The following is a 19,609-nucleotide window of genomic DNA, read 5'->3' as shown; positions in this document are numbered from 1 at the left end:
GGAAAATTGAACTTGCGTTTCACAGAGTGAGACGCGAGTATCGACGCATGGACAACTCTAGCGGCGTCGGCGTTCTCGACAAGGCGGCTCTCGTCTTGAGCGCCCTGGAGTCCGGTCCGGCCACCCTCGCGGGGCTGGTCGCGGCCACCGGACTCGCACGACCCACGGCACATCGCCTCGCCGTGGCACTGGAACACCACCGGATGGTGGCGCGGGACATGCAGGGCCGTTTCATTCTCGGCCCGCGGCTCGCGGAACTCGCGGCGGCGGCCGGTGAGGACCGTCTGCTCGCCACGGCGGGCCCGGTCCTCACGCACCTGCGTGACGTGACGGGCGAGAGCGCGCAGCTCTACCGCCGTCAGGGCGACATGCGCATCTGCGTCGCCGCGGCCGAGCGTCTCTCGGGCCTGCGGGACACGGTCCCGGTCGGCTCGACGCTCACCATGAAGGCGGGCTCGTCCGCCCAGATCCTGATGGCCTGGGAGGAGCCGGAGCGCCTGCACCGCGGCCTCCAGGGCGCCCGCTTCACGGCCACGGCCCTCTCGGGCGTACGCCGCAGGGGCTGGGCCCAGTCGATCGGCGAGCGGGAGCCGGGCGTCGCGTCCGTCTCCGCCCCCGTGCGCGGTCCCTCGAACCGCGTGGTCGCCGCTGTCTCGGTCTCCGGGCCGATCGAGCGCCTGACCCGCCACCCGGGCCGGATGCACGCGCAGGCCATCATCGACGCCGCCGGACGCCTTTCCGAGGCCTTGCGCCGCACGGGCTGACCCGCACCGCCCGCAGACAGCACACATGAACGCCCGAGGGGCGGCCTCAACGCCGCGGCTGCCCCTCGGGCGTTTCTTCTGCCCTCTTCTTCCGCCCTCAGGCCGCCTCAAGCCGCCTTGAGGCGGTCGGCGGCGCTTTCGCCCCGGCGGCCGACCGGCACCACACCGGTGGCCTCCCCCAGGCCGAACTCCGGCATGTTGATGTACACCGCCTCGTGGGCGCCGGCCGGCACGACGTACGTCTCGTGCCAGAAGCCGACCTTGCCCTTGCCCTCCCGGAGCCGCCGGTTGAAGGCGGCCCAGGCGGGCCGGTGCTCCTTGCCCTGGGCGGACGCGTAGGCCAGGAGCTTCTCCGACGACTCCCAGTACTGCACCACGTACAGCACCCGCGGAGCGCCGAGCAGCAGCTGATAGCTCAGCAGGCCGCTCTCCGGATCCTCGGAGAGCTCCTTCAGCATCCGCGGCATCGCGCGGAAGACCGGCCACCAGCTGCGCACGGCACGGAAGTTGTTGATCCGCATCCCGATGTGGAAGACGGTGACGCCGCCCTGCGCGTCAGCGGTCATGCGGCCTTCGATCGGCTTGCTGCTCACGATGGTTCCCCCTCCGGAACGCGTTGGATAGTTTCGCTATCCATGATTGGATAGTGTCACTCACCAAGTCGATACGCAAGAGGGAACGTGAACCGATGAGGCTGGCGGAGCTCAGCACGCGCAGCGGGGTCTCGACGGCCACGATCAAGTACTACCTGCGCGAGGGCCTGCTTCCACCGGGCCGTCGCATGACGGCGACACAGGCCGAGTACGACGAGAACCACCTCCAGCGGCTTCGGCTCGTCCGGGCGCTCATCCAGGTGGGCCGGGTACCGGTCGCCTCGGCGCGCGAGGTGCTCACCGCCCTGGAGAACGAGACCCTGGACCACAACTCCCGCCTGGGCACGGCGCTCTACGCACTCCCCCACGGCCCCGAGCCCGCCGAGGACGACCCCGCGGCCGAGACGGCGCACCACACCGTCGACACCCTGCTGGAGCGGATCGGCTGGCAGTACAGCCAGGACATCGGCCCGCGGTCACCGGCGTACGCGATGCTCGTGACCGCGGTCGGGACGCTCGCCCGGCTCGGATACCCCTGCGCCGTCGACGACTTGGCGCCGTACGCGGGCGCCGCGGCTCAACTGGGCGTCAGCGACCTGGACTTGATGGAGCGCTATGGATCACTCGACGCACAGCTGGAGGCGGCGATCGCCCTCACCGTGCTGTACGAGCCGGTCCTGCTGAGCCTGCGCAGGCTCGCCCAGGCCGAGGAGTCCAACCGCCGCTTCGGGCAAGGGAGTTCACCGGAGCGGGCATGACGAAGGGGCCCTCCCTCGCGGGAAGGCCCCTTGTCCGTTATCTGTACCCCCGACCGGATTCGAACCGGCGCTACCGCCTTGAGAGGGCGGCGTGCTAGGCCGCTACACAACGGGGGCTAGCGTGTCCTGCTGTACTGCGCTGGGCTACCAGGACTCGAACCTAGAACAACGGAACCAGAAACCGTCGTGTTGCCAATTACACCATAGCCCACTGTGGTCTAGACCAGCTAGACCTGCGTACCCCCGACCGGATTCGAACCGGCGCTACCGCCTTGAGAGGGCGGCGTGCTAGGCCGCTACACAACGGGGGCCCTAGCGATCCTGCATCGGTAGCAGCGGGTGCGACCCTGACTGCTTCCATGGGAAGGATCTGTACCCCCGACCGGATTCGAACCGGCGCTACCGCCTTGAGAGGGCGGCGTGCTAGGCCGCTACACAACGGGGGCGTTGCAGATAAGCTCTGCGAGCTGGCCTACCAGGACTCGAACCTAGACTAACGGAACCAGAAACCGTCGTGCTGCCAATTACACCATAGGCCATCGATACGCAACCCCTTGCGGGAGTTTTGTTCGACTTGCGCTTCCTGATCGGACCTTTCGGTTTTCTCGGGCGGCGCAGGAAGAACATTACCCGAAGGTGGACGGCGCTCCAAAACGGGTATCGGCCCGGAGCAGCGGCGGCAGCTCGGCGAGGTGCGTGATGCGGTGCACGCCCGACGGGCCTTCCTGGGCCGCGCTGTTGCGGTCGAGCCAGATCCCGAGGAGACCGGCGTCACGGGCGCCCCTGGCGTCGATCTCCGGCTGGTCCCCCACGTAGGCGATCTCGTCGGGCCGCAGCCCCATCGTCGTGCACACCGCGAGGAAGGCCTCGGCCGCGGGTTTGGAGAAGCCCAGGTCGGCGGCGCACAGGACGGCCTCGAAGCGGTCGCGCACGCCGAGAACCCTCAACTTGCGCTCCTGGACGGCCAGAGCGGAGTTGGACAGGACCGCGTGGCGGTAGTCGTCGGCGAGGGCGTCCAGGGCCGGGAGAGTGTCGGGGAAGAGGGACCAGGCGGTTTCGTAGTGACCGAGATAACGCCCGAACCAGTCGTCCGCCTCCTGGTCGGTCAGGACGGGGTTCTCCAGGAACTCGCGTACGCGGTCGCGGCGCTGGGCCTCGAACTCGATCCCTCCGGCGCTGAAGCGGGCCCAGTGGCGCTCGGTGATCTCTTTCCACAGGACGAGGGCGCGTTCGGCGGTCTCGAAGCGCTCGATGAGGCCTTCGGCGGTGAGGTGAGCGTGCATGCCGGTGGTGTCGGCGCGCGCGTAATCGAAGATCGTGTCGTCGATGTCCCAGACCACGGCTTTGATCGGCATGGTTCGACGGTATGCGAAGGACCCGGGAGCCGTGGAGGCTTCCGGGTCCTTCGTCGCGTACGGATGGGCGTACGGGTGTGCCTACGCGGTGAGCTTCGCCAGGGCCGCGTCGACGCGGGCCAGCGACTTCTCCTTGCCCAGGATCTCCAGGGACTCGAAGAGGGGCAGGCCGACCGTGCGGCCGGTGACGGCTACGCGGACCGGGGCCTGGGCCTTGCCGAGCTTCAGGCCGTGCTCCTCGCCGGCGGCCAGGACGGCCTCCTTGAGGGACTCCGGGGAGGTCCAGTCGGCGGCGTCGAGCTTGGCGCGGGCCGTCGTCAGGAGGGCGGCCGGGTCACCCTTGCCCATGGCCTTGGTCCAGGACGCCTCGTCCTCGACCGGCTCCGAGCGGAACAGGAAGTCGACGTTCTCCGTGATCTCGGAGAGCACCTTGATGCGGGTCTGCGCGTGGGGGGCGATGGCCTCCCAGGCCGCCTGGTCGAAGTCCTCGGGGGCCCAGTTGGCGTGCGGGGCCTTCAGCCACGGCTCGCAGGCCGCCGCGAACGCCTTCACGTCCAGCATGCGGATGTGGTCGGCGTTGATCGCCTCGGCCTTCTTCAGGTCGAAGCGGGCCGGGTTGGCGTTCACGTCCGCGAGGTCGAACTTCGCGACCATGTCCTGGATCGAGAAGACGTCCTGGTCCGCGGAGAACGACCAGCCCAGGAGGGACAGGTAGTTCAGCAGGCCCTCGGGGAGGAAGCCGCGCTCGCGGTAGAGGTTCAGGGACGCCTGCGGGTCACGCTTGGAGAGCTTCTTGTTGCCCTCGCCCATGACGTACGGGAGGTGGCCGAAGACCGGGGTCTCCTTGGCGATGCCCAGGTCGGCCAGTGCCCTGTAGAGGGCGATCTGGCGCGGGGTCGAGGAGAGCAGGTCCTCGCCGCGCAGGACGTGGGTGATCTCCATCAGGGCGTCGTCGACCGGGTTCACCAGGGTGTAGAGCGGTGCTCCGTTGGCGCGGACGATGCCGTAGTCCGGGACGTTCTCCGGCTGGACGGTGATCTCGCCGCGGACCAGGTCCGTGAACGTGATCGCCTCGTCGGGCATGCGGAAGCGGACGATGGGCTTGCGGCCCTCGGTGTCGTACGCGGCACGCTGCTCGGCGGTCAGGTCGCGGCAGTGGCCGTCGTAGCCGGACGGCTTGCCGGCGGCGCGGGCGGCGTCGCGGCGGGCGTCAAGCTCCTCCGTGGAGCAGTAGCAGTAGTACGCGCGGCCGGCGTCCAGGAGCTTGGCGGCGACGTCCTGGTAGATGTCCATGCGCTGCGACTGGCGGTACGGCGCGTGCGGGCCGCCGACCTCGGGGCCCTCGTCCCAGTCGAAGCCCAGCCAGCGCATCGAGTCCAGGAGCTGCTCGTAGGACTCCTCGGAGTCGCGAGCCGCGTCGGTGTCCTCGATGCGGAAGACCAGGACGCCCTCGTTGTGCCGGGCGTAGGCCCAGTTGAAGAGAGCGGTGCGGACCAGGCCCACGTGGGGGTTGCCGGTCGGCGAGGGACAGAAACGTACGCGGACGTTCGTCGCGTTAGCCACGCTTGATCACCTTGTTGGTGAGAGTGCCGATGCCTTCGATGGTGACGGCGACCTCGTCGCCGACGTTGAGCGGTCCGACGCCTGCCGGGGTGCCCGTGAGGATGACGTCGCCCGGGAGCAGCGTCATGGCCTCGGAGATGTGCACGATCAGGTCCTCGACGGAGCGGACCATGTCGGTCGTACGCCCCAGCTGGCGCTGTTCGCCGTTGACCGTGCACTGGATGGTGAGGTCGGAGGGGTCGAGCTCGGTCTCCACCCAGGGGCCGAGCGGGCAGGAGCTGTCGAAGCCCTTGGCCCTGGCCCACTGCTTCTCGCGCTGCTGCACGTCACGCGCGGTGACGTCGTTGGCGCAGGTGTAGCCGAGGATGACGTCACGGGCGCGCTCGCGCGGGACCTCGCGGCACATGCGGCCGATGACCACGGCCAGCTCGGCCTCGTAGTGCACCTCCTGCGAGAAGGAGGGGTACGCGATGGCGTCGCCGGAGCCGATCACCGAGGTGGACGGCTTGAAGAAGGCGACCGGGACGTCGGGGACCTCGTTGCCGAGCTCCGCCGCGTGGTCCGCGTAGTTGCGGCCGATGCCCACGACCTTGTTGGGGAGCACCGGGGGCAGCAGCCTGACCTTGCTCAGCGGGACCTTCGTACCGGAGAGCTCGAAGTCCGCGAACGGGATGCCCTTGATGATGTCGAGGACGAGCCCATCGGTCGTTCCGGGGGGGCTTTCGCCCTCGACCGCGCCGAAGGCGACGTTGCCGTCGATGGAGAACCTGGCGATGCGCACGTGAGCGTTGGCCCCTTGCTGGGATGGGTGGAGTCTGACGGCTCCAAGGCTAACGCGGGGCCCTGCGGGCGGCTTGCGACCGGGCCTTCCGTGGCCCTGCGGCCTTGCTCACCGTCTGTCGCCGCTGCGCGGGCTCGTCCTCAAACGCCGGACGGGCTGGTTTCAGGGGTGAACTCCTCCGGTGCGTCCATCAGGATCGTGCGCTTGGGGTTGGCCGTCTGGGTGGGCAGTTCCAGCGCGTGATCCGGCTGCTCGGCCGGGGGCTGGACCTCCTGCGCGTCCGTGAGGTGGGCGAGAGTGGTGCGGCGCGGGTTGGCTATGTTGCGGAACATCGCCGACTTCACAGTCTTCATCTGCTGTTCAGGCCCTGTCAGTTGAGGCGCCCGGGAGGGGGCGCGGGTTGTCGGATTCGCCATCCCTGTAAAGCGTCAGGCTAAACATCCAATTCCCGGCCAAAGCTCGGTTGAGGCCTTGATCTTCATGTGAGTTTGCTCACGACGGAGCGGGCAAATGGGTCAATTCAGGCCCGTGGAGGCTTTGTTGGAATCGGACATTGCGCCACTGAAGCCACCATTCCGCTCCCGATCATGAACACTGGGACACCCCCCACCCGTAGGTGTCTTGCGGATATTGGGGTGTTTTGCCCCAGATCACTTTCTACGTCTCGTGACGCGCCACTCACGCCCTGTCACGGAGGTCGCGGCGCGACACACGGGCCTTGTTGGAGATCCTGCACTGTGCTGGAATTCCCGGGACCGCCGCGGGATCGAACCGGCGCGCAGGGGCGCAACGCAGCGCCGAGTGGCGGCGGAGAAGGGGAGCAGCGCCGGTCACTCACGACCACCATGGGGCGCTTCGCGCTCCACGACGCCGACACCGTCCCCCCGTCTACGCGGAGGGACGCCTGGTCCAGAGGTTGCGACGCTAGTGCAGGGACGTTTCAAGAGGGATGGCAGCGCTGCGGCGGAGCCGGAGCGCGGCGGCACCGACCGCGGCTCCTCGGCCCAGCACGCCCAGAACCCCGGACAGGTACCGTCCGGCGACAACGGCCTCGGAGCCGCGCGCGGAGCGGGCGGCGCAAGCCTGCCCTCCGGCGGCGCGAAGCCGAGCGCTCCGGCCGGCGGCCCGGCGAAATCGCCCAGCGGCCCCGGCTCGCGAATAGCCCTGCGCAACTGGCGCATCTCCACCCGACTTGTCTCGCTGCTCGCGCTCCCCGTGATCACCGCGACCTCGCTCGGCGCGCTCCGCATCAACGCGTCCATGGACGAGATCCAGCAGCTCGACAACATGAAGCTGCTGACCGACATGACCAAGCAGGCCACCGAGCTGGCCTCGGCGCTCCAGGAGGAGCGCGACCGCTCGGCAGGCCCCCTCGCGCACGGCGCGAAGGCCTCGGACTACGTCGTCAAGGGCGCCCGGCAGAAGACCGACCGCGCCTACAACCGCTTCCTCCAGGGGACGCAGGACCTCGACGACACCGAGGGCAACAAGGGCCTCCTCGGCGTCCGGGCGAACACCGTCGAGATCACCCAGCAGCTCCAGCAGATCAACCGGGTCCGCAAGGACGCCTACAAGGACGCGAACTCCACCTCTCAGACGGTGGACGCGTACAGCCAGCTCATCGAGCAGCTGCTCTCGCTCTCCTCGGACATGGCGCAGGCGACCAGCAACCCGGACATGATCCAGCGCACCCGCGCCCTGACGGCCTTCTCCTCCGCCAAGGAGTACGCCTCGGTGCAGCGCGCCGTCATCGCCGCCTCGCTCCCCGCGGGCAACGGCACGTTCGGCAAAATCTCCGAGACCGACCGGCGCTACGGCTTCTCCGCCCTCGACAAGGAGGGCTCCGAGCTCCAGGCCTTCAAGGGCATCTACGCGGGCAACGCCGACGAGCTGACCAAGCCCATCGACGGCGGCAACGCCTCCATCAAGGGCGCCGACTCCTACGCCAAGCGTGTGCTTGAGCAGGAGGGCGGCATCAAGCTCCAGGACAAGAAGTCGTACAAGGACTGGCTCGACAACGACACCACCAAGATCGACGCGATGTCGAAGATCGAGCTCACGCTGCTCAACGAGATGGAGCAGAAGGCCCGCGAGCTGCGCAACGAGTCCGAGCAGGCGGCCATCCTCAACGGTGCGCTGATCCTCCTCGTCCTCGGTGTCTCGCTCGTCGGCGCCTTCGTCGTGGCCCGGTCCATGATCCGCTCGCTGCGGCGCCTCCAGGACACCGCGACCAAGGTCGCCCAGGACCGCCTGCCCGAGCTGGTCAAGCAGCTCTCCGAGGCCGACCCGCAGGACGTGGACACCTCCGTCGAGTCCGTCGGTGTGCACTCCAGGGACGAGATCGGCCAGGTGGCCGCGGCCTTCGACGACGTGCACCGCGAGGCCGTCCGTCTCGCCGCCGAGCAGGCGCTCCTTCGAGGCAACGTCAACGCGATGTTCACCAACCTCTCGCGCCGCTCGCAGGGCCTCATCCAGCGTCAGCTCTCGCTCATCTCCGAGCTGGAGTCGCGCGAGGCCGACCCGGACCAGCTCTCCTCGCTCTTCAAGCTCGACCACCTCGCGACCCGCATGCGCCGTAACGGCGAGAACCTCCTCGTTCTCGCCGGTGAAGAGCCCGGCCGCCGCTGGACTCGGCCCGTTCCCCTCGTCGACGTGCTGCGTGCCGCCGCGTCCGAGGTGGAGCAGTACGAGCGCATCGAGCTCTCCGCGGTTCCGACGACCGAGGTCGCCGGACGCGTGGTCAACGACCTCGTGCACCTACTCGCCGAGCTCCTGGAGAACGCGACGTCGTTCTCCTCGCCGCAGACCAAGGTCAAGGTCACCGGTCACGCGCTGCCCGACGGGCGTGTACTGATCGAGATCCACGACACCGGCATCGGCCTCTCGCCCGAGGACCTCGCGGCGATCAACGAGCGGCTCGCGTCGCCGCCCACCGTGGACGTCTCGGTCTCGCGCCGCATGGGTCTGTTCGTGGTCGGCCGTCTGTCGCAGCGTCACGGCATCCGCATCCAGCTCCGTCCTTCGGACTCCGGCGGCACGACCGCGCTCGTCATGCTGCCCATCGATGTCGCCCAGGGCGGCAAGAACGCGCCGAACAAGCCCGGTACGCCCGGTCCCGGCCAGGGCGGCGGCCCCGTCGCCGCGCAGGCCTCGGCCGGTGCCGCCGCCGCGCGCCGTGGCGTCGGCCCCGGCGGTGGCGCACCCGGCCCGGCCGGTTCCGCGGGGCCCGCGGGTTCCGCCGGCCGCCTCGGTGCGGGTCCGCCGCGTGGCCAGGTCGCGGGGGCGGGGCCGCGTGCCGCGCTGCCCGCGCGTGACGCCGGGCCGCGTGCCGGTTCGCCGTCCGCTCCGGTGGGTCCGGCCGGCGGTCAGGGTCAGCACAGGCCCCAGGGTCCGCAGCAGGGTCAGCCCGGGCAGGGCTCCGGCGGTGGCAGCCTCTTCGCGGGCCGCCAGGGCAACGGGCAGGGCAACGGCCAGGGCAATGGCCGTGGCCAGGGCTCCTCCGCGCCGCAGCCTCCCGTGCCGCAGCAGCGTACGAACCCGGTGAACCCCGCCACGCCCCAGAACCCGGCCGCGAACGACGCCGGTGACCAGGGCCGCAGGCCGCAGCTGCCACCGCGCGGTGGCCCGCGTGCCGAGCTTCCCGGGGGCAACCCGCAGCCGCGCGTGCCCAGTTGGAGCGACGAGAACGCGCAGCCGCAGGTCTCGCGGGAGCCGTTCGACACCCCGCGTGGTCACGAGGAGCCGGAGTCCACCGGGCAGTTCCCGCACCCGGCTCCGTCTGCCAACAGCATGCAGGGGCCTGGATCGACCGCCGAGTTCGCGCGTCCCGACTTCAACGGACCGCCGCCCGGGGCGGGTTCGCCTTCACCGCAGAACCAGGGCCAGGGTCAGGGCCAAGGGCAGCACCAGGGCCAGCAGGGCACCGGGCAGTTCGTACGGCCCGACGTCTTCGGCGGCCAGGGCGGCAGCCAAGGTGGTCAGGGCGCTGCCCAGGACACGACCTCCGGCACGGGCCAGTTCCAGCGGCCCGGCACCAGCGCTCCCGGTTACCAGACCGGCGCGCCCGGCGCCGGAGCGCCCCAGCAGCGCGGCGGCCGTGACGCGGGCGACATGCCCCGGCGCGGTCAGGGCCCCGGTTCTCAGGGCCAAGGCCCCGGCAGCCAGGGTCAGGGCGGACGGCTCGGCATCCCGCCCGTGCCTCCGACGCAGCAGCAGCCGCAGCAGCAACCTCAGCCGCAGCAGCCCTCGCAGCCCGACGAGCTGCCCCCCGCCGGCCCCGGCGACGGCCGCACCCCGCTGTTCGACACGCTGGAGACCAACTGGTTCCAGCAGCAGCAGAACCAGCAGGCCCCGCCTCCGGCCACCCCGGAGCAGCAGCGCCCGCAGCCCTCGTCCCCCCTGCCGTCGCGGCCCCAGCCGCAGAACCCGGCCGGACCCGCACGTCCGGCCTCCGCCCCCGCTCCCGCGTCCAACGGAACCGGCGGCGGGAACGGCGGCCACGTCACGAACGGCAGTGCCGCCTCCTGGCGCACCTCGCCCAACGACGAGCTGGGCCGCCAGGCCGAGCGCGTCAAGCAGCCGTCCGCCGGTGGCATCACCACATCCGGCCTGCCGCGCCGTGTCCCGCGAGCCAACCTCGTCGCGGGTACCGCACAGCAGCAGCAGGACAGCACAGGTCCGCAGGTCTCGCGTGCGCCCGAAGAGGTACGCGGCCGGCTGACGAATCTCCGTCGGGGCATCCAGCAGGGTCGCCAGGCCGGTACCGGCCAGACCGGCAGCTTCCCCACTCACCAGCAGGAGCGTTAGTTGAGTCCGAGCCAGGCGGCACAGAATCTGAACTGGTTGATCACGAACTTCGTGGACAACACCCCCGGGGTGTCCCACACCGTCGTGGTCTCCGCCGACGGCCTCCTTCTGGCGATGTCCGAGGGGTTCCCGCGTGACCGCGCCGACCAGCTGTCCGCGGTCGCGTCGGGTCTTACCTCCCTCACCGCCGGGGCCTCCCGGATCTTCGAGGGCGGCGCCGTCACCCAGACCGTGGTGGAGATGGAGCGGGGGTTCCTCTTCCTCATGTCGGTCTCCGACGGCTCTTCCCTGGCCGTACTCGCGCACCCCGAGTGCGACATCGGCCTTGTCGGCTACGAGATGGCACTTCTCGTCGACCGCGCGGGCGCCGTCCTCACCCCGGACCTCCGCGCAGAACTGCAGGGCAGCCTGCTCCACTAGCTTCTCTCCTCGGCCGCCCCACCGACCGAACGTCCTGACCAACCGTCCGGCCGCCTTGTGCCCCCACCGGCTCTATCGACGGCACGCAGACCACCTGCTGTCCCGCCCGGAGGATCCATGACCCCGCCCAACGCCTCTCACGATTCGTACGGCTCTCACGCGTCGTACGGGATTGAAGGCGACCAGCCGCTGGTGCGTCCTTACGCGATGACCGGCGGCCGGACCAGGCCCCGCTACCAGCTCGCGATAGAGGCGCTGGTGAGCACGACGGCCGACCCGGCCCAGCTGATGGGGCTGCTCCCCGAGCACCAGCGCATCTGCCACCTGTGCCGTGAGGTCAAGTCGGTGGCCGAGGTGTCGGCGCTGCTCTCCATGCCGCTCGGCGTGGCCAGGATCCTCGTGGCCGACCTGGCGGAGGCCGGGCTCGTCGCCATTCACCAGCCGGGCGGCGACGAGTCCGCCGGCGGTCAGCCTGACGTGACACTGCTCGAAAGGGTGCTCAGTGGACTTCGCAAGCTCTAGCAGCGGAGCAACAGCCCGCTCCACCACCTCCGCGAAAATCGTGGTGGCGGGCGGCTTCGGCGTGGGCAAGACCACGTTCGTGGGCGCGGTCTCCGAGATCAACCCGCTGCGCACCGAGGCCGTCATGACATCCGCGTCCGCGGGCATCGACGACCTCACCCACACCGGGGACAAGACGACGACGACCGTCGCCATGGACTTCGGCCGCATCACCCTGGACCAGGACCTGATCCTGTACCTCTTCGGTACGCCCGGTCAGGACCGCTTCTGGTTCATGTGGGACGACCTCGTACGCGGCGCCATCGGCGCCGTCGTACTCGTCGACACCCGCCGTCTCGCCGACTGCTTCCCCGCCGTCGACTACTTCGAGAACAGCGGCCTGCCCTTCGTCATCGCCCTCAACGGCTTCGACGGCCACCAGCCTTACACCCCCGATGAAGTGCGGGAAGCTCTCCAGATCGGCCCCAACACGCCGATCATCACGACCGACGCGCGACACCGTGCGGACGCAAAGAGTGGCCTGATCACACTGGTCGAACACGCACTTATGGCACGACTCAAGTAGACGAGGCAGTACGGCAGTTACCGTAGATTCCACAGGGCGGCCTGTGTCTTTTGACACGGGTGGCCGCTCTGTTCATAACGTTTCGACAGAGAATTCGCCGGGCGCCGCCACGCGTCGCGGTCATCTGGTGTCGCTGCGCGCACAAGAGCCCCGCCTTTTGGCGGGGCTCGCTCTATTTGACCGTTTTATCTGAGGCTTACACCACTCGGAACTTCCGCTTCCCACTGTTTGGAAGAGGACCCCCTGACGTGCTGGAATGCGCTGAACTGCCCAGTAGCACGGGCCTTGGAGACGACAGCGGGACCGGTGTAGGTCCCGCCGCCGAGAGGTTGTTGGTCGAGTGAGGCGAAGCAAGACGAGCCCCGCACCGCCGCATACGCGGGATACGCGGGGCAACTTCACCCCGCCGCCGCGCACAGCGGCGTCCCCCACCGATGTGCAGGGCATGGAGCCGCCGGCGCCCAGCGGCGGCAGAATGTCCCCGCGCAACTGGCGCGTGCCGACCCGCCTGAACGCGATCCTCCTCATACCCGTGCTTGTCGGCCTCGTCATGGGCGGCTTCCAGGTCAAGGCCTCGATCGACACCTGGAACGAAGCCCAGGACGCCGAGAACACGGCCCGCCTGGTGCGGGCCTCCCTCAACTACGGCAACCGCCTCATCGAAGAGCGCGACCTCAGCGCCGCCCCGCTGCTGCGCGGCAAGAAGAACGACCCCATCGTGGTGAAGGCCCGCAAGGCCACCGACACCGCCAAGGGCGAGTTCGACGCCGCCGCCGAGAACATGCCGCACAAGGAAGGCCTCGAGCGCCGCCTGGACGGCTTCCACAAGGTGGAGCCGGGGCTGCAGGCCCTGCGCCAGGCCGCGTACACCTCCAAGCTCTCCGGCGCGCAGACCGAAGAGGGCTACGTAGCCATCCAGCACCCCCTGATGGAGTTCGCCAACGAGCTCGGTCTCGGCACCGGAAACATCACCAGCTACGGCCGCACCGTCTACGCCATCTCGCTGACCAAGGCCGCGCTCTCCCTCGAGCGCTCCATCGGCACGCACCTGCTGGTCAAGCCGGGACCCACCGCCTCCAGCTTCGCCAAGCAGCGCGTGGCGCTCTCCTCGTACGCCTACCTCGAAGGCATCGCCATCGAGGAGTACAAGGGCGGTGGCACCCCCGCGGACGTCGCCAAGCTGGAGGCCGCGAAGAAGCAGCTGAAGGCCGACGGCGAGAAGCAGGCCAAACAGGCCGCTGCCGCCGCCAAGGCCAAGGGTGAGACCTTCGTGCCGCCGCCGTCGTCCGAGGCGATGGTCGCCGCCATGGCGCAGCTGGAGACCACGCAGCCGAGCGCGCGGGTCGCCCTCGCCGGCCAGGGCGTCACTCCCGAGGCCTGGTGGGCCACCACGAGCGCCAAGTTCGACGCCTACCGCACCATCGAGTCCGACCTCGCGGACAAGGCCGTGACCGAGGCGTCGGACATCGCGGCCAACGCCCAGCGCAACGCGTACATCACCGGCGGCATCGTCGTGATCGCGCTGCTCGCCGCCTTCATCCTGGCCGGGCTCATGGCCCGCCAGATGAGCCGCGCGATGCGCCAGCTGCGTACGGCCGCCTTCGGTATCGCCGAGCAGCGCCTTCCGATGCTGGTCGACCAGCTCTCGCGTACCGACCCGGGCCGCGTCGACACCCGCGTACAGCCCATCCCGATCTCCTCCACGGACGAGATCGGCGAGGTCGCCCGCGCCTTCGACCAGGTGCACCGCGAGGCCGTCCGGCTCGCCGCCGAGCAGGCGCTGCTCCGCGGCAACATCAACGCGATCTTCACCAACCTCTCGCAGCGCAACCAGTCGCTGATCGAGGGCCAGCTGACCCTCATCACCGACCTGGAGAACAACGAGGCCGACCCGGACCAGCTGGAGTCCCTCTTCCGCCTGGACCACCTGGCGACCCGTATGCGCCGCAACGGCGAGAACCTCCTGGTCCTCGCGGGCGAGGAGCCCGGCCGCCGCTGGGACCAGCCGGTCCCGCTGGTGGACGTGCTGCGCGCCGCCTCCTCCGAGGTGGAGCAGTACGAGCGCATCGAGCTGTCCGGCGTGCCGGAGGCCGAGATCCACGGCCTGGCCGTGACCGACCTCGTGCACCTGCTCGCCGAGCTCCTGGAGAACGCCACCACGTTCTCCTCGCCGCAGACCAAGGTCCGCGTCACCGCGACGCGTCTGCCCGACGGCCGCGTCATGGTCGAGATCCACGACAAGGGCATCGGCCTCACCGCCGAGGACTTCGCGGACATCAACCACAAGCTGGCCAACCCGCCGACGGTGGACGCCGCGATCTCGCAGCGCATGGGCCTGTTCGTGGTCGGCCGCCTCTCCGACCGGCACGGCATCCGCGTCCAGCTGCGCCCCTCGGGCGAGCAGGCCGGTACGACCTCGCTCGTCATGCTCCCCGACGGGATCACGCACGGTGGCGGCGGCGAACACCAGCTGCCGGAGTCCGAGTTCACGGTCTCCTCGATCATGCCGGAGCAGCAGGCCCCGGAGCAGCCGGCCTTCAACCACCAGCCGATGCGTACGGCGGCCGAGCTGGGCTTCGACGACAGCCGCTACAACGGCGACGCGCTCGACTCCCCGGATCTCGACCCGGTGAACCGCTCGCTGATGCGTGAGGAGCGGCGTGCCGCCCTGGAGGCGCAGGCGCAGTCCCCCGACGGCCGTCCGCTCTTCCGCGACGAGGCCGAGCCGCAGCAGCAGGGCTTCGACCGGCAGGGCGGGTTCGATCCGGCGTACGACCAGCAGGTCCCGGCGTACGACGATTACGGCCAGGGCCAGGCGCAGCCGTCGTACGACGAGTCGTACTACCCGGCGCAGGACGGATACCAGGACAGCTACCAGGACGCCCCCTATGCGGAGGCGGGTCACGATGATCACGCCGCTCGTACGGGTGCCGTCTCCGAGCCGTTCGTGGCCTACCCCGACCGCTCTCACCAGGACGACTGGCCGTCGAATGACGGATACGAGCCGAACGCGGGCGCGTATCGGACCGAGTACTCTCCGGAACCGGAATCTGAGCCGGCGGCTCCCGCGAACGGCGCCGAGCGCGTAGGCTTCGAGCGTCCCGGACCGGCCCCGTCCACGGTGCACGAGACGACCTCCGCGGGTCTTCCGCGCCGCGGCGGCGGGGGAGCGGCCGGCAACGGCAGCGCTCCGGCCCCCACCGGGGACGCGTTCGGCAACAATGACAGCAGCTGGCGTACGTCCAACGACGACCGCTGGCAGCGCGCCGAATCGCTGAAGGAGCCCAAGGCGGGTGGGATCACCCCGTCCGGTCTCCCGAAGCGGGTGCCCAAGGCCAATCTGGTCGAGGGCACGGCGGAACAGACCCCACAGGGCGGCCCTCAGGTCTCCCGCGACCCCGAGGACGTTCGGGGCCGGCTGAGCAACCTGCGCCGCGGCGTCCAGCGGGGACGCAGCGCAGGCAGCGACACCACGAATGGCCAGGACACCGGTAATCACCACGGTGGACCTGACAGCACCTACAACCAGGAGCGTTAGTGTGAGCCCGATGAGCCAGGCGGCGCAGAACCTGAACTGGTTGATCACCAACTTCGTGGACAACACCCCTGGGGTGTCCCACACGGTGGTGGTCTCCGCCGACGGACTCCTTCTGGCGATGTCCGAAGGCTTCCCCCGCGACCGGGCCGACCAGCTGGCGGCCGTCGCATCCGGTCTGACCTCCCTCACCGCCGGGGCGTCCCGGATCTTCGAGGGCGGTTCCGTGACCCAGACCGTTGTGGAGATGGAGCGAGGATTTCTCTTCCTTATGTCCATCTCCGACGGGTCCTCGCTGGCCGTACTCGCCCACCCGGACGCGGACATCGGTCTCATTGGGTACGAGATGGCGCTTCTTGTCGACCGTGCCGGCACCGTCCTCACGCCCGACCTGCGTGCGGAGCTGCAGGGGAGCCTTCTCAACTAGTAGACGTACGGTGCGTTTTCGCGTCCCGTGGCCGTAAGGTTTCGGGACGCGGCTCCAGAATGATGGTGCCCGGCACAGTCGGAGGAGGAGTACGTGGCAGGTTCAGGAACACCCCCGGACGGTTCGTCATCGGCCAACTGGTCGCCTGGTCACGGCCAGGGTCAGGGACCGCACGACGGGGCGCCCAACCGTTACAACTTCCCCTCCGCGCCGAGCCAGCACCGCAGGCCTTACCAGCAGCCGCAGCAGCCGGGCCCCCGCCAGAGCCCGTACGAGCAGCCTCATACCCCCAGGATCCAGCCAGTGCAGCCACAGCGACGCGCTCCTGAACCGGCGCCCGCCGGTGCCGCGAGCAACCCCCTGGTGCGCCCGTACGCCATGACGGGCGGACGTACCAGGCCCCGTTACCAGCTCGCCATCGAGGCGCTGGTGCACACCACCGCACAACCGCACCAGTTGCAGGGCCAGTTGCCCGAGCATCAGCGGATCTGCAATCTGTGCCGCGAGATCAAGTCTGTCGCTGAGATCTCGGCACTTCTCACCATTCCTCTCGGCGTCGCCCGGATCCTCGTAGCCGACCTGGCGGAGGCCGGACTTGTCGCCATCCATCAGCCGGGCGGCGACGAGTCCGCCGGCGGTCAGCCTGACGTGACACTGCTCGAAAGGGTGCTCAGTGGACTTCGCAAGCTCTAGCGGCGGAGCAACAGCCCGCTCCACCACCTCCGCGAAAATCGTGGTGGCGGGCGGCTTCGGCGTGGGCAAGACCACGTTCGTCGGGGCGGTCTCTGAGATCAACCCGCTGCGCACCGAGGCCGTCATGACGTCCGCGTCCGCGGGCATCGACGACCTCACCCACACCGGGGACAAGACCACCACGACGGTGGCCATGGACTTCGGCCGCATCACCCTGGACCAGGACCTGATCCTGTACCTCTTCGGTACGCCGGGACAGGACCGCTTCTGGTTCATGTGGGACGACCTCGTACGCGGCGCGATCGGCGCCGTCGTACTCGTCGACACCCGCCGTCTCGCCGACTGCTTCCCCGCCGTCGACTACTTCGAGAACAGCGGCCTGCCCTTCGTCATCGCCCTCAACGGCTTCGACGGCCATCAGCCGTACACGCCGGACGAGGTGCGCGAGGCGCTGCAGATCGGCCCTGACACCCCCATCATCACGACCGACGCACGGCATCGCGCGGACGCGAAGAGCGGGCTTATCACGCTCGTGGAGCACGCGTTGATGGCGCGGCTGCGTTAGCGGTCCTTGCTTGTACGTCGATGGGCCTCGCACTCTCAGGTGGTGCGGGGCCCATCGTCATTGCCCCGCGGCACATGGGAAAGGGCCCCGCACTCCAGTGAGTGCGGGGCCCTTTCAGGTGCGGTCGGGCGAGGTGCTAGCCCTGCCAGCTGTGCGGGGCGCGGAAGCCCGGGGTGCGCTCCAGGCGGCGCCAGCCGGCCTTGTCGCGGCCTCGGCGGGGCGTGGGCGCCTGGGCGGTGGCCGCGGCGCGGGCCAGCAGGATCGCCGTGATGGCGGCGACCTCCTCGGGCTCTGCGTGGCCCTTCTCGACGCGGATGTCGGGGGTAGTCATGTGCAGCGTTCTCCTTGTGGGCTACTGCAGGAATTACTGCGGGGGGTTGCCGTGCTTGCGCGACGGCAGGTCTGCGTGCTTGTTGCGGAGCATCGCGAGGGAGCTGATGAGGACCTCGCGGGTGGCGGCGGGGTCGATGACGTCGTCGACCAGGCCTCGCTCGGCGGCGTAGTAGGGGTGCATGAGCTCGGCCTTGTACTCCTTGACCATCTTCTGCCGCATGGCCTCGGGGTCCTCGGCTGCCGCGATCTGGCGGCGGAAGATGACGTTGGCGGCGCCTTCGGCGCCCATCACCGCGATCTCGTTTGTGGGCCAGGCGTAGGTGAGGTCGGCGCCGATGGACTGGGAGTCCATGACGATGTAGGCGCCGCCGTAGGCCTTGCGCAGGATCAGCGAGATCCGCGGCACGGTGGCGTTGCAGTAGGCGTAGAGGAGCTTGGCGCCGTGGCGGATGATGCCGCCGTGCTCCTGGTCCACGCCGGGCAGGAAGCCGGGCACGTCGAGCAGCGTGACGATCGGGATGTTGAAGGCGTCGCACATCTGGACGAAGCGCGCGGCCTTCTCGCTCGCCTCGATGTCCAGGACGCCGGCCAGCGACTGCGGCTGGTTGGCGACGATGCCGACGACCTTGCCGTCCAGGCGGGCCAGGGCGCAGATGATGTTGCGGGCCCAGCGCTCGTGGACCTCAAGGAAATCGCCGTCGTCGACGAGCTCCTCGATCACCTTGGTCATGTCGTACGGACGGTTGCCGTCCGCCGGGACCAGGTCGAGCAGGACGTCCGAGCGGCGGTCCGCCGGGTCGTCCGACTCGTGGGCGGGCGGGTTCTCGCGGTTGTTGGAGGGGAGCATCGCGATGAGGTAGCGGACCTCGGCGAGGCAGGTCTCCTCGTCGTCGTACGCGAAGTGGCAGACGCCCGACGTCTCGGCGTGCACGTCGGCGCCGCCCAGACCGTTCTGGGAGATCTCCTCGCCGGTCACCGCGCGGACCACGTCGGGTCCGGTGATGAACATCTGCGAGGTCTCGCGGACCATGAACACGAAGTCGGTCAGGGCCGGGCTGTAGGCCGCTCCCCCGGCGCACGGGCCCAGCATCACGCTGATCTGCGGGATGACACCCGACGCCTTGGTGTTGCGCTGGAAGATGCCGCCGTACCCGGCGAGCGCGGAGACGCCCTCCTGGATACGGGCGCCGGCGCCGTCGTTCAGGGAGACCAGCGGGGCACCGGCCGCGATGGCCATGTCCATGATCTTGTGGATCTTCGTGGCGTGCGCCTCGCCGAGCGCGCCGCCGAAGATGCGGAAGTCATGGGCGTAGACGAAGACCGTGCGGCCCTCCACCGTGCCCCACCCGGTGATCACACCGTCCGTGTACGGCTTCTTCGCCTCAAGGCCGAACCCGGTCGCCCGGTGCCGGCGCAACTGCTCGACCTCCTGGAACGAACCCGCGTCCAGAAGCAGCTCGATCCGCTCGCGGGCGGTCAGCTTGCCCTTGGCGTGCTGGGCCTCGGTCGCCTTCTCGCTGGGGCCGCGCAGCGCCTCGGCACGGATCGCGTGCAGTTCGGCCACGCGCCCACGTGCGTCGGTGGGCTCGCCTTCGGGAGAAGCGGTGTCGTCCAAAACGGTCATGTAGTGACCTTACGAAGTACGCCCATAGAAACGGACCGTCGACTCTGCACAGTCTCCGGCCCGTTTTCCTGGCACCCCCGAACAGAAGCGCGCCCCAGTGGGCCCGAAGTGACTGCTCAGAGGAGTGTGGCGCTGTAGGGATTCCACAAAGGGTGAACGTGAGAGACACCTCACACCGCGGGGATCACATCCTCACACCCCAACAAAGGTTGAAAGTTGAACTGAATAGAGTTATGGTCGATCTCGTTGAACGTTCAACAGATCAATCCCTCGTAGCTCGCAGCTCGGCTCACCCCCGCAGCTCG

The 19,609-nt window shown here is 69.4% G+C and carries 17 protein-coding genes and 5 tRNA genes; 10 read left to right on the top strand and 12 right to left on the bottom strand.

Translation table 11 applies throughout. The features are described 5' to 3' along the window. Window positions 1-47 precede the first annotated feature (47 nt). Window positions 48-764: an IclR family transcriptional regulator NdgR gene (gene ndgR / locus ACGFX9_RS17730; protein WP_053137572.1), complete on the top strand. Its 717-nt coding sequence runs from the start codon at window positions 48-50 to the stop codon at window positions 762-764. Window positions 765-871: 107 nt separating this feature from the next. Here the strand turns inward: ndgR and ACGFX9_RS17725 are convergent, their stop codons facing one another. Beyond that, window positions 872-1,330 (bottom strand): DUF4188 domain-containing protein, encoded by a 459-nt coding sequence (locus tag ACGFX9_RS17725; protein ID WP_393472521.1) that lies wholly within the window; start codon window positions 1,328-1,330, stop codon window positions 872-874. Window positions 1,331-1,452: 122 nt separating this feature from the next. Here ACGFX9_RS17725 and ACGFX9_RS17720 point away from each other — a divergent pair, with 122 nt between their 5' ends. After that, complete coding sequence (locus ACGFX9_RS17720; protein WP_393472045.1) at window positions 1,453-2,115, top strand: MerR family transcriptional regulator; 663 nt, start codon at window positions 1,453-1,455, stop codon at window positions 2,113-2,115. 44 nt (window positions 2,116-2,159) lie between these two features. On the opposite strand, the gene ACGFX9_RS17715 is transcribed toward ACGFX9_RS17720, so the two are convergent. From ACGFX9_RS17715 to ACGFX9_RS17675, 9 genes are all read right to left on the bottom strand, one after another. Beyond that, a tRNA-Glu gene (locus ACGFX9_RS17715) sits at window positions 2,160-2,232 on the bottom strand. A 22-nt stretch (window positions 2,233-2,254) separates the two neighbouring features. Further along, window positions 2,255-2,326 (bottom strand) — tRNA-Gln (locus tag ACGFX9_RS17710). Window positions 2,327-2,353: 27 nt separating this feature from the next. Next, window positions 2,354-2,426: transfer RNA gene (locus ACGFX9_RS17705), tRNA-Glu, on the bottom strand. A 62-nt stretch (window positions 2,427-2,488) separates the two neighbouring features. After that, window positions 2,489-2,561 (bottom strand) — tRNA-Glu (locus tag ACGFX9_RS17700). A gap of 21 nt (window positions 2,562-2,582) precedes the next feature. Further along, a tRNA-Gln gene (locus tag ACGFX9_RS17695) sits at window positions 2,583-2,654 on the bottom strand. Between the two features lie 87 nt (window positions 2,655-2,741). Continuing rightward, window positions 2,742-3,470 carry an HAD family hydrolase gene (locus ACGFX9_RS17690; RefSeq protein WP_393472042.1) on the bottom strand — a complete coding sequence of 243 codons (729 nt, stop codon included), beginning with the start codon at window positions 3,468-3,470 and terminating at the stop codon, window positions 2,742-2,744. A gap of 81 nt (window positions 3,471-3,551) precedes the next feature. Next, window positions 3,552-5,033 carry a glutamate--tRNA ligase gene (gltX, locus tag ACGFX9_RS17685; protein WP_393472039.1) on the bottom strand — a complete coding sequence of 494 codons (1,482 nt, stop codon included), beginning with the start codon at window positions 5,031-5,033 and terminating at the stop codon, window positions 3,552-3,554. Next, window positions 5,026-5,814 carry a fumarylacetoacetate hydrolase family protein gene (locus ACGFX9_RS17680; protein WP_393472036.1) on the bottom strand — a complete coding sequence of 263 codons (789 nt, stop codon included), beginning with the start codon at window positions 5,812-5,814 and terminating at the stop codon, window positions 5,026-5,028. Before ACGFX9_RS17680 ends, gltX begins: the two co-directional genes overlap by 8 nt. Window positions 5,815-5,954: 140 nt before the next feature. Beyond that, window positions 5,955-6,167 carry a hypothetical protein gene (locus ACGFX9_RS17675; protein WP_393472034.1) on the bottom strand — a complete coding sequence of 71 codons (213 nt, stop codon included), beginning with the start codon at window positions 6,165-6,167 and terminating at the stop codon, window positions 5,955-5,957. Window positions 6,168-6,741: 574 nt separating this feature from the next. On the opposite strand from ACGFX9_RS17675, the gene ACGFX9_RS17670 reads away from it, so the two are divergent. From ACGFX9_RS17670 to ACGFX9_RS17635, 8 genes are all read left to right on the top strand, one after another. Next, the gene (locus ACGFX9_RS17670) at window positions 6,742-10,620 is read left to right on the top strand and encodes a nitrate- and nitrite sensing domain-containing protein (protein WP_393472030.1); all 3,879 of its coding nucleotides are present in this window, start codon (window positions 6,742-6,744) and stop codon (window positions 10,618-10,620) included. After that, complete coding sequence (locus ACGFX9_RS17665) at window positions 10,621-11,040, top strand: roadblock/LC7 domain-containing protein (RefSeq protein ID WP_393472027.1); 420 nt, start codon at window positions 10,621-10,623, stop codon at window positions 11,038-11,040. A 117-nt stretch (window positions 11,041-11,157) separates the two neighbouring features. Further along, a complete protein-coding gene (locus ACGFX9_RS17660; RefSeq protein WP_393472024.1) occupies window positions 11,158-11,562 on the top strand; it encodes a DUF742 domain-containing protein in 405 nt (134 codons plus the stop codon). Next, window positions 11,543-12,127 (top strand): ATP/GTP-binding protein, encoded by a 585-nt coding sequence (locus ACGFX9_RS17655; RefSeq protein ID WP_249587535.1) that lies wholly within the window; start codon window positions 11,543-11,545, stop codon window positions 12,125-12,127. Before ACGFX9_RS17660 ends, ACGFX9_RS17655 begins: the two co-directional genes overlap by 20 nt. Window positions 12,128-12,467: 340 nt before the next feature. Further along, a complete protein-coding gene (locus ACGFX9_RS17650; protein ID WP_393472021.1) occupies window positions 12,468-15,665 on the top strand; it encodes a nitrate- and nitrite sensing domain-containing protein in 3,198 nt (1,065 codons plus the stop codon). A gap of 10 nt (window positions 15,666-15,675) precedes the next feature. After that, the gene (locus tag ACGFX9_RS17645) at window positions 15,676-16,089 is read left to right on the top strand and encodes a roadblock/LC7 domain-containing protein (RefSeq protein WP_135330751.1); all 414 of its coding nucleotides are present in this window, start codon (window positions 15,676-15,678) and stop codon (window positions 16,087-16,089) included. A 93-nt stretch (window positions 16,090-16,182) separates the two neighbouring features. Further along, window positions 16,183-16,782 (top strand): DUF742 domain-containing protein, encoded by a 600-nt coding sequence (locus ACGFX9_RS17640; protein ID WP_160507408.1) that lies wholly within the window; start codon window positions 16,183-16,185, stop codon window positions 16,780-16,782. Then, entirely contained in the window at window positions 16,763-17,347 is a 585-nt protein-coding gene (locus ACGFX9_RS17635) for an ATP/GTP-binding protein (RefSeq protein WP_190084708.1), read from the top strand. The genes ACGFX9_RS17640 and ACGFX9_RS17635 overlap by 20 nt, the downstream gene beginning before the upstream one ends. Window positions 17,348-17,483: 136 nt before the next feature. Here ACGFX9_RS17635 and ACGFX9_RS17630 read toward each other — a convergent pair whose 3' ends face one another. Next, window positions 17,484-17,678 carry an acyl-CoA carboxylase subunit epsilon gene (locus ACGFX9_RS17630; RefSeq protein WP_393472018.1) on the bottom strand — a complete coding sequence of 65 codons (195 nt, stop codon included), beginning with the start codon at window positions 17,676-17,678 and terminating at the stop codon, window positions 17,484-17,486. Window positions 17,679-17,711: 33 nt separating this feature from the next. Next, the gene (locus tag ACGFX9_RS17625; protein ID WP_393472015.1) at window positions 17,712-19,304 is read right to left on the bottom strand and encodes an acyl-CoA carboxylase subunit beta; all 1,593 of its coding nucleotides are present in this window, start codon (window positions 19,302-19,304) and stop codon (window positions 17,712-17,714) included. Window positions 19,305-19,609 lie beyond the last annotated feature (305 nt).

The organism is Streptomyces sp. NPDC048436 (assembly GCF_043200355.1).
In the GTDB taxonomy this organism is placed as follows: Bacteria; Actinomycetota; Actinomycetes; order Streptomycetales; family Streptomycetaceae; genus Streptomyces.
Note: the sequence above shows the minus strand (reverse complement) of the source record. Positions and strands in the feature narration are given on the sequence as shown.

Bases quoted from the DNA above. Each gene is read 5' to 3' on its own strand.
- ndgR (WP_053137572.1), top strand. From the start codon at position 48: ATGGACAACTCTAGCGGCGTCGGCGTTCTCGACAAGGCGGCTCTCGTC.
- ACGFX9_RS17720 (WP_393472045.1), top strand. From the start codon at position 1,453: ATGAGGCTGGCGGAGCTCAGCACGCGCAGCGGGGTCTCGACGGCCACG.
- ACGFX9_RS17645 (WP_135330751.1), top strand. From the start codon at position 15,676: ATGAGCCAGGCGGCGCAGAACCTGAACTGGTTGATCACCAACTTCGTG.
- ACGFX9_RS17630 (WP_393472018.1), bottom strand. From the start codon at position 17,678: ATGACTACCCCCGACATCCGCGTCGAGAAGGGCCACGCAGAGCCCGAG.
- ACGFX9_RS17725 (WP_393472521.1), bottom strand. From the start codon at position 1,330: ATGACCGCTGACGCGCAGGGCGGCGTCACCGTCTTCCACATCGGGATG.
- ACGFX9_RS17690 (WP_393472042.1), bottom strand. From the start codon at position 3,470: ATGCCGATCAAAGCCGTGGTCTGGGACATCGACGACACGATCTTCGAT.
- ACGFX9_RS17675 (WP_393472034.1), bottom strand. From the start codon at position 6,167: ATGAAGACTGTGAAGTCGGCGATGTTCCGCAACATAGCCAACCCGCGC.
- ACGFX9_RS17660 (WP_393472024.1), top strand. From the start codon at position 11,158: ATGACCCCGCCCAACGCCTCTCACGATTCGTACGGCTCTCACGCGTCG.
- ACGFX9_RS17625 (WP_393472015.1), bottom strand. From the start codon at position 19,304: ATGACCGTTTTGGACGACACCGCTTCTCCCGAAGGCGAGCCCACCGAC.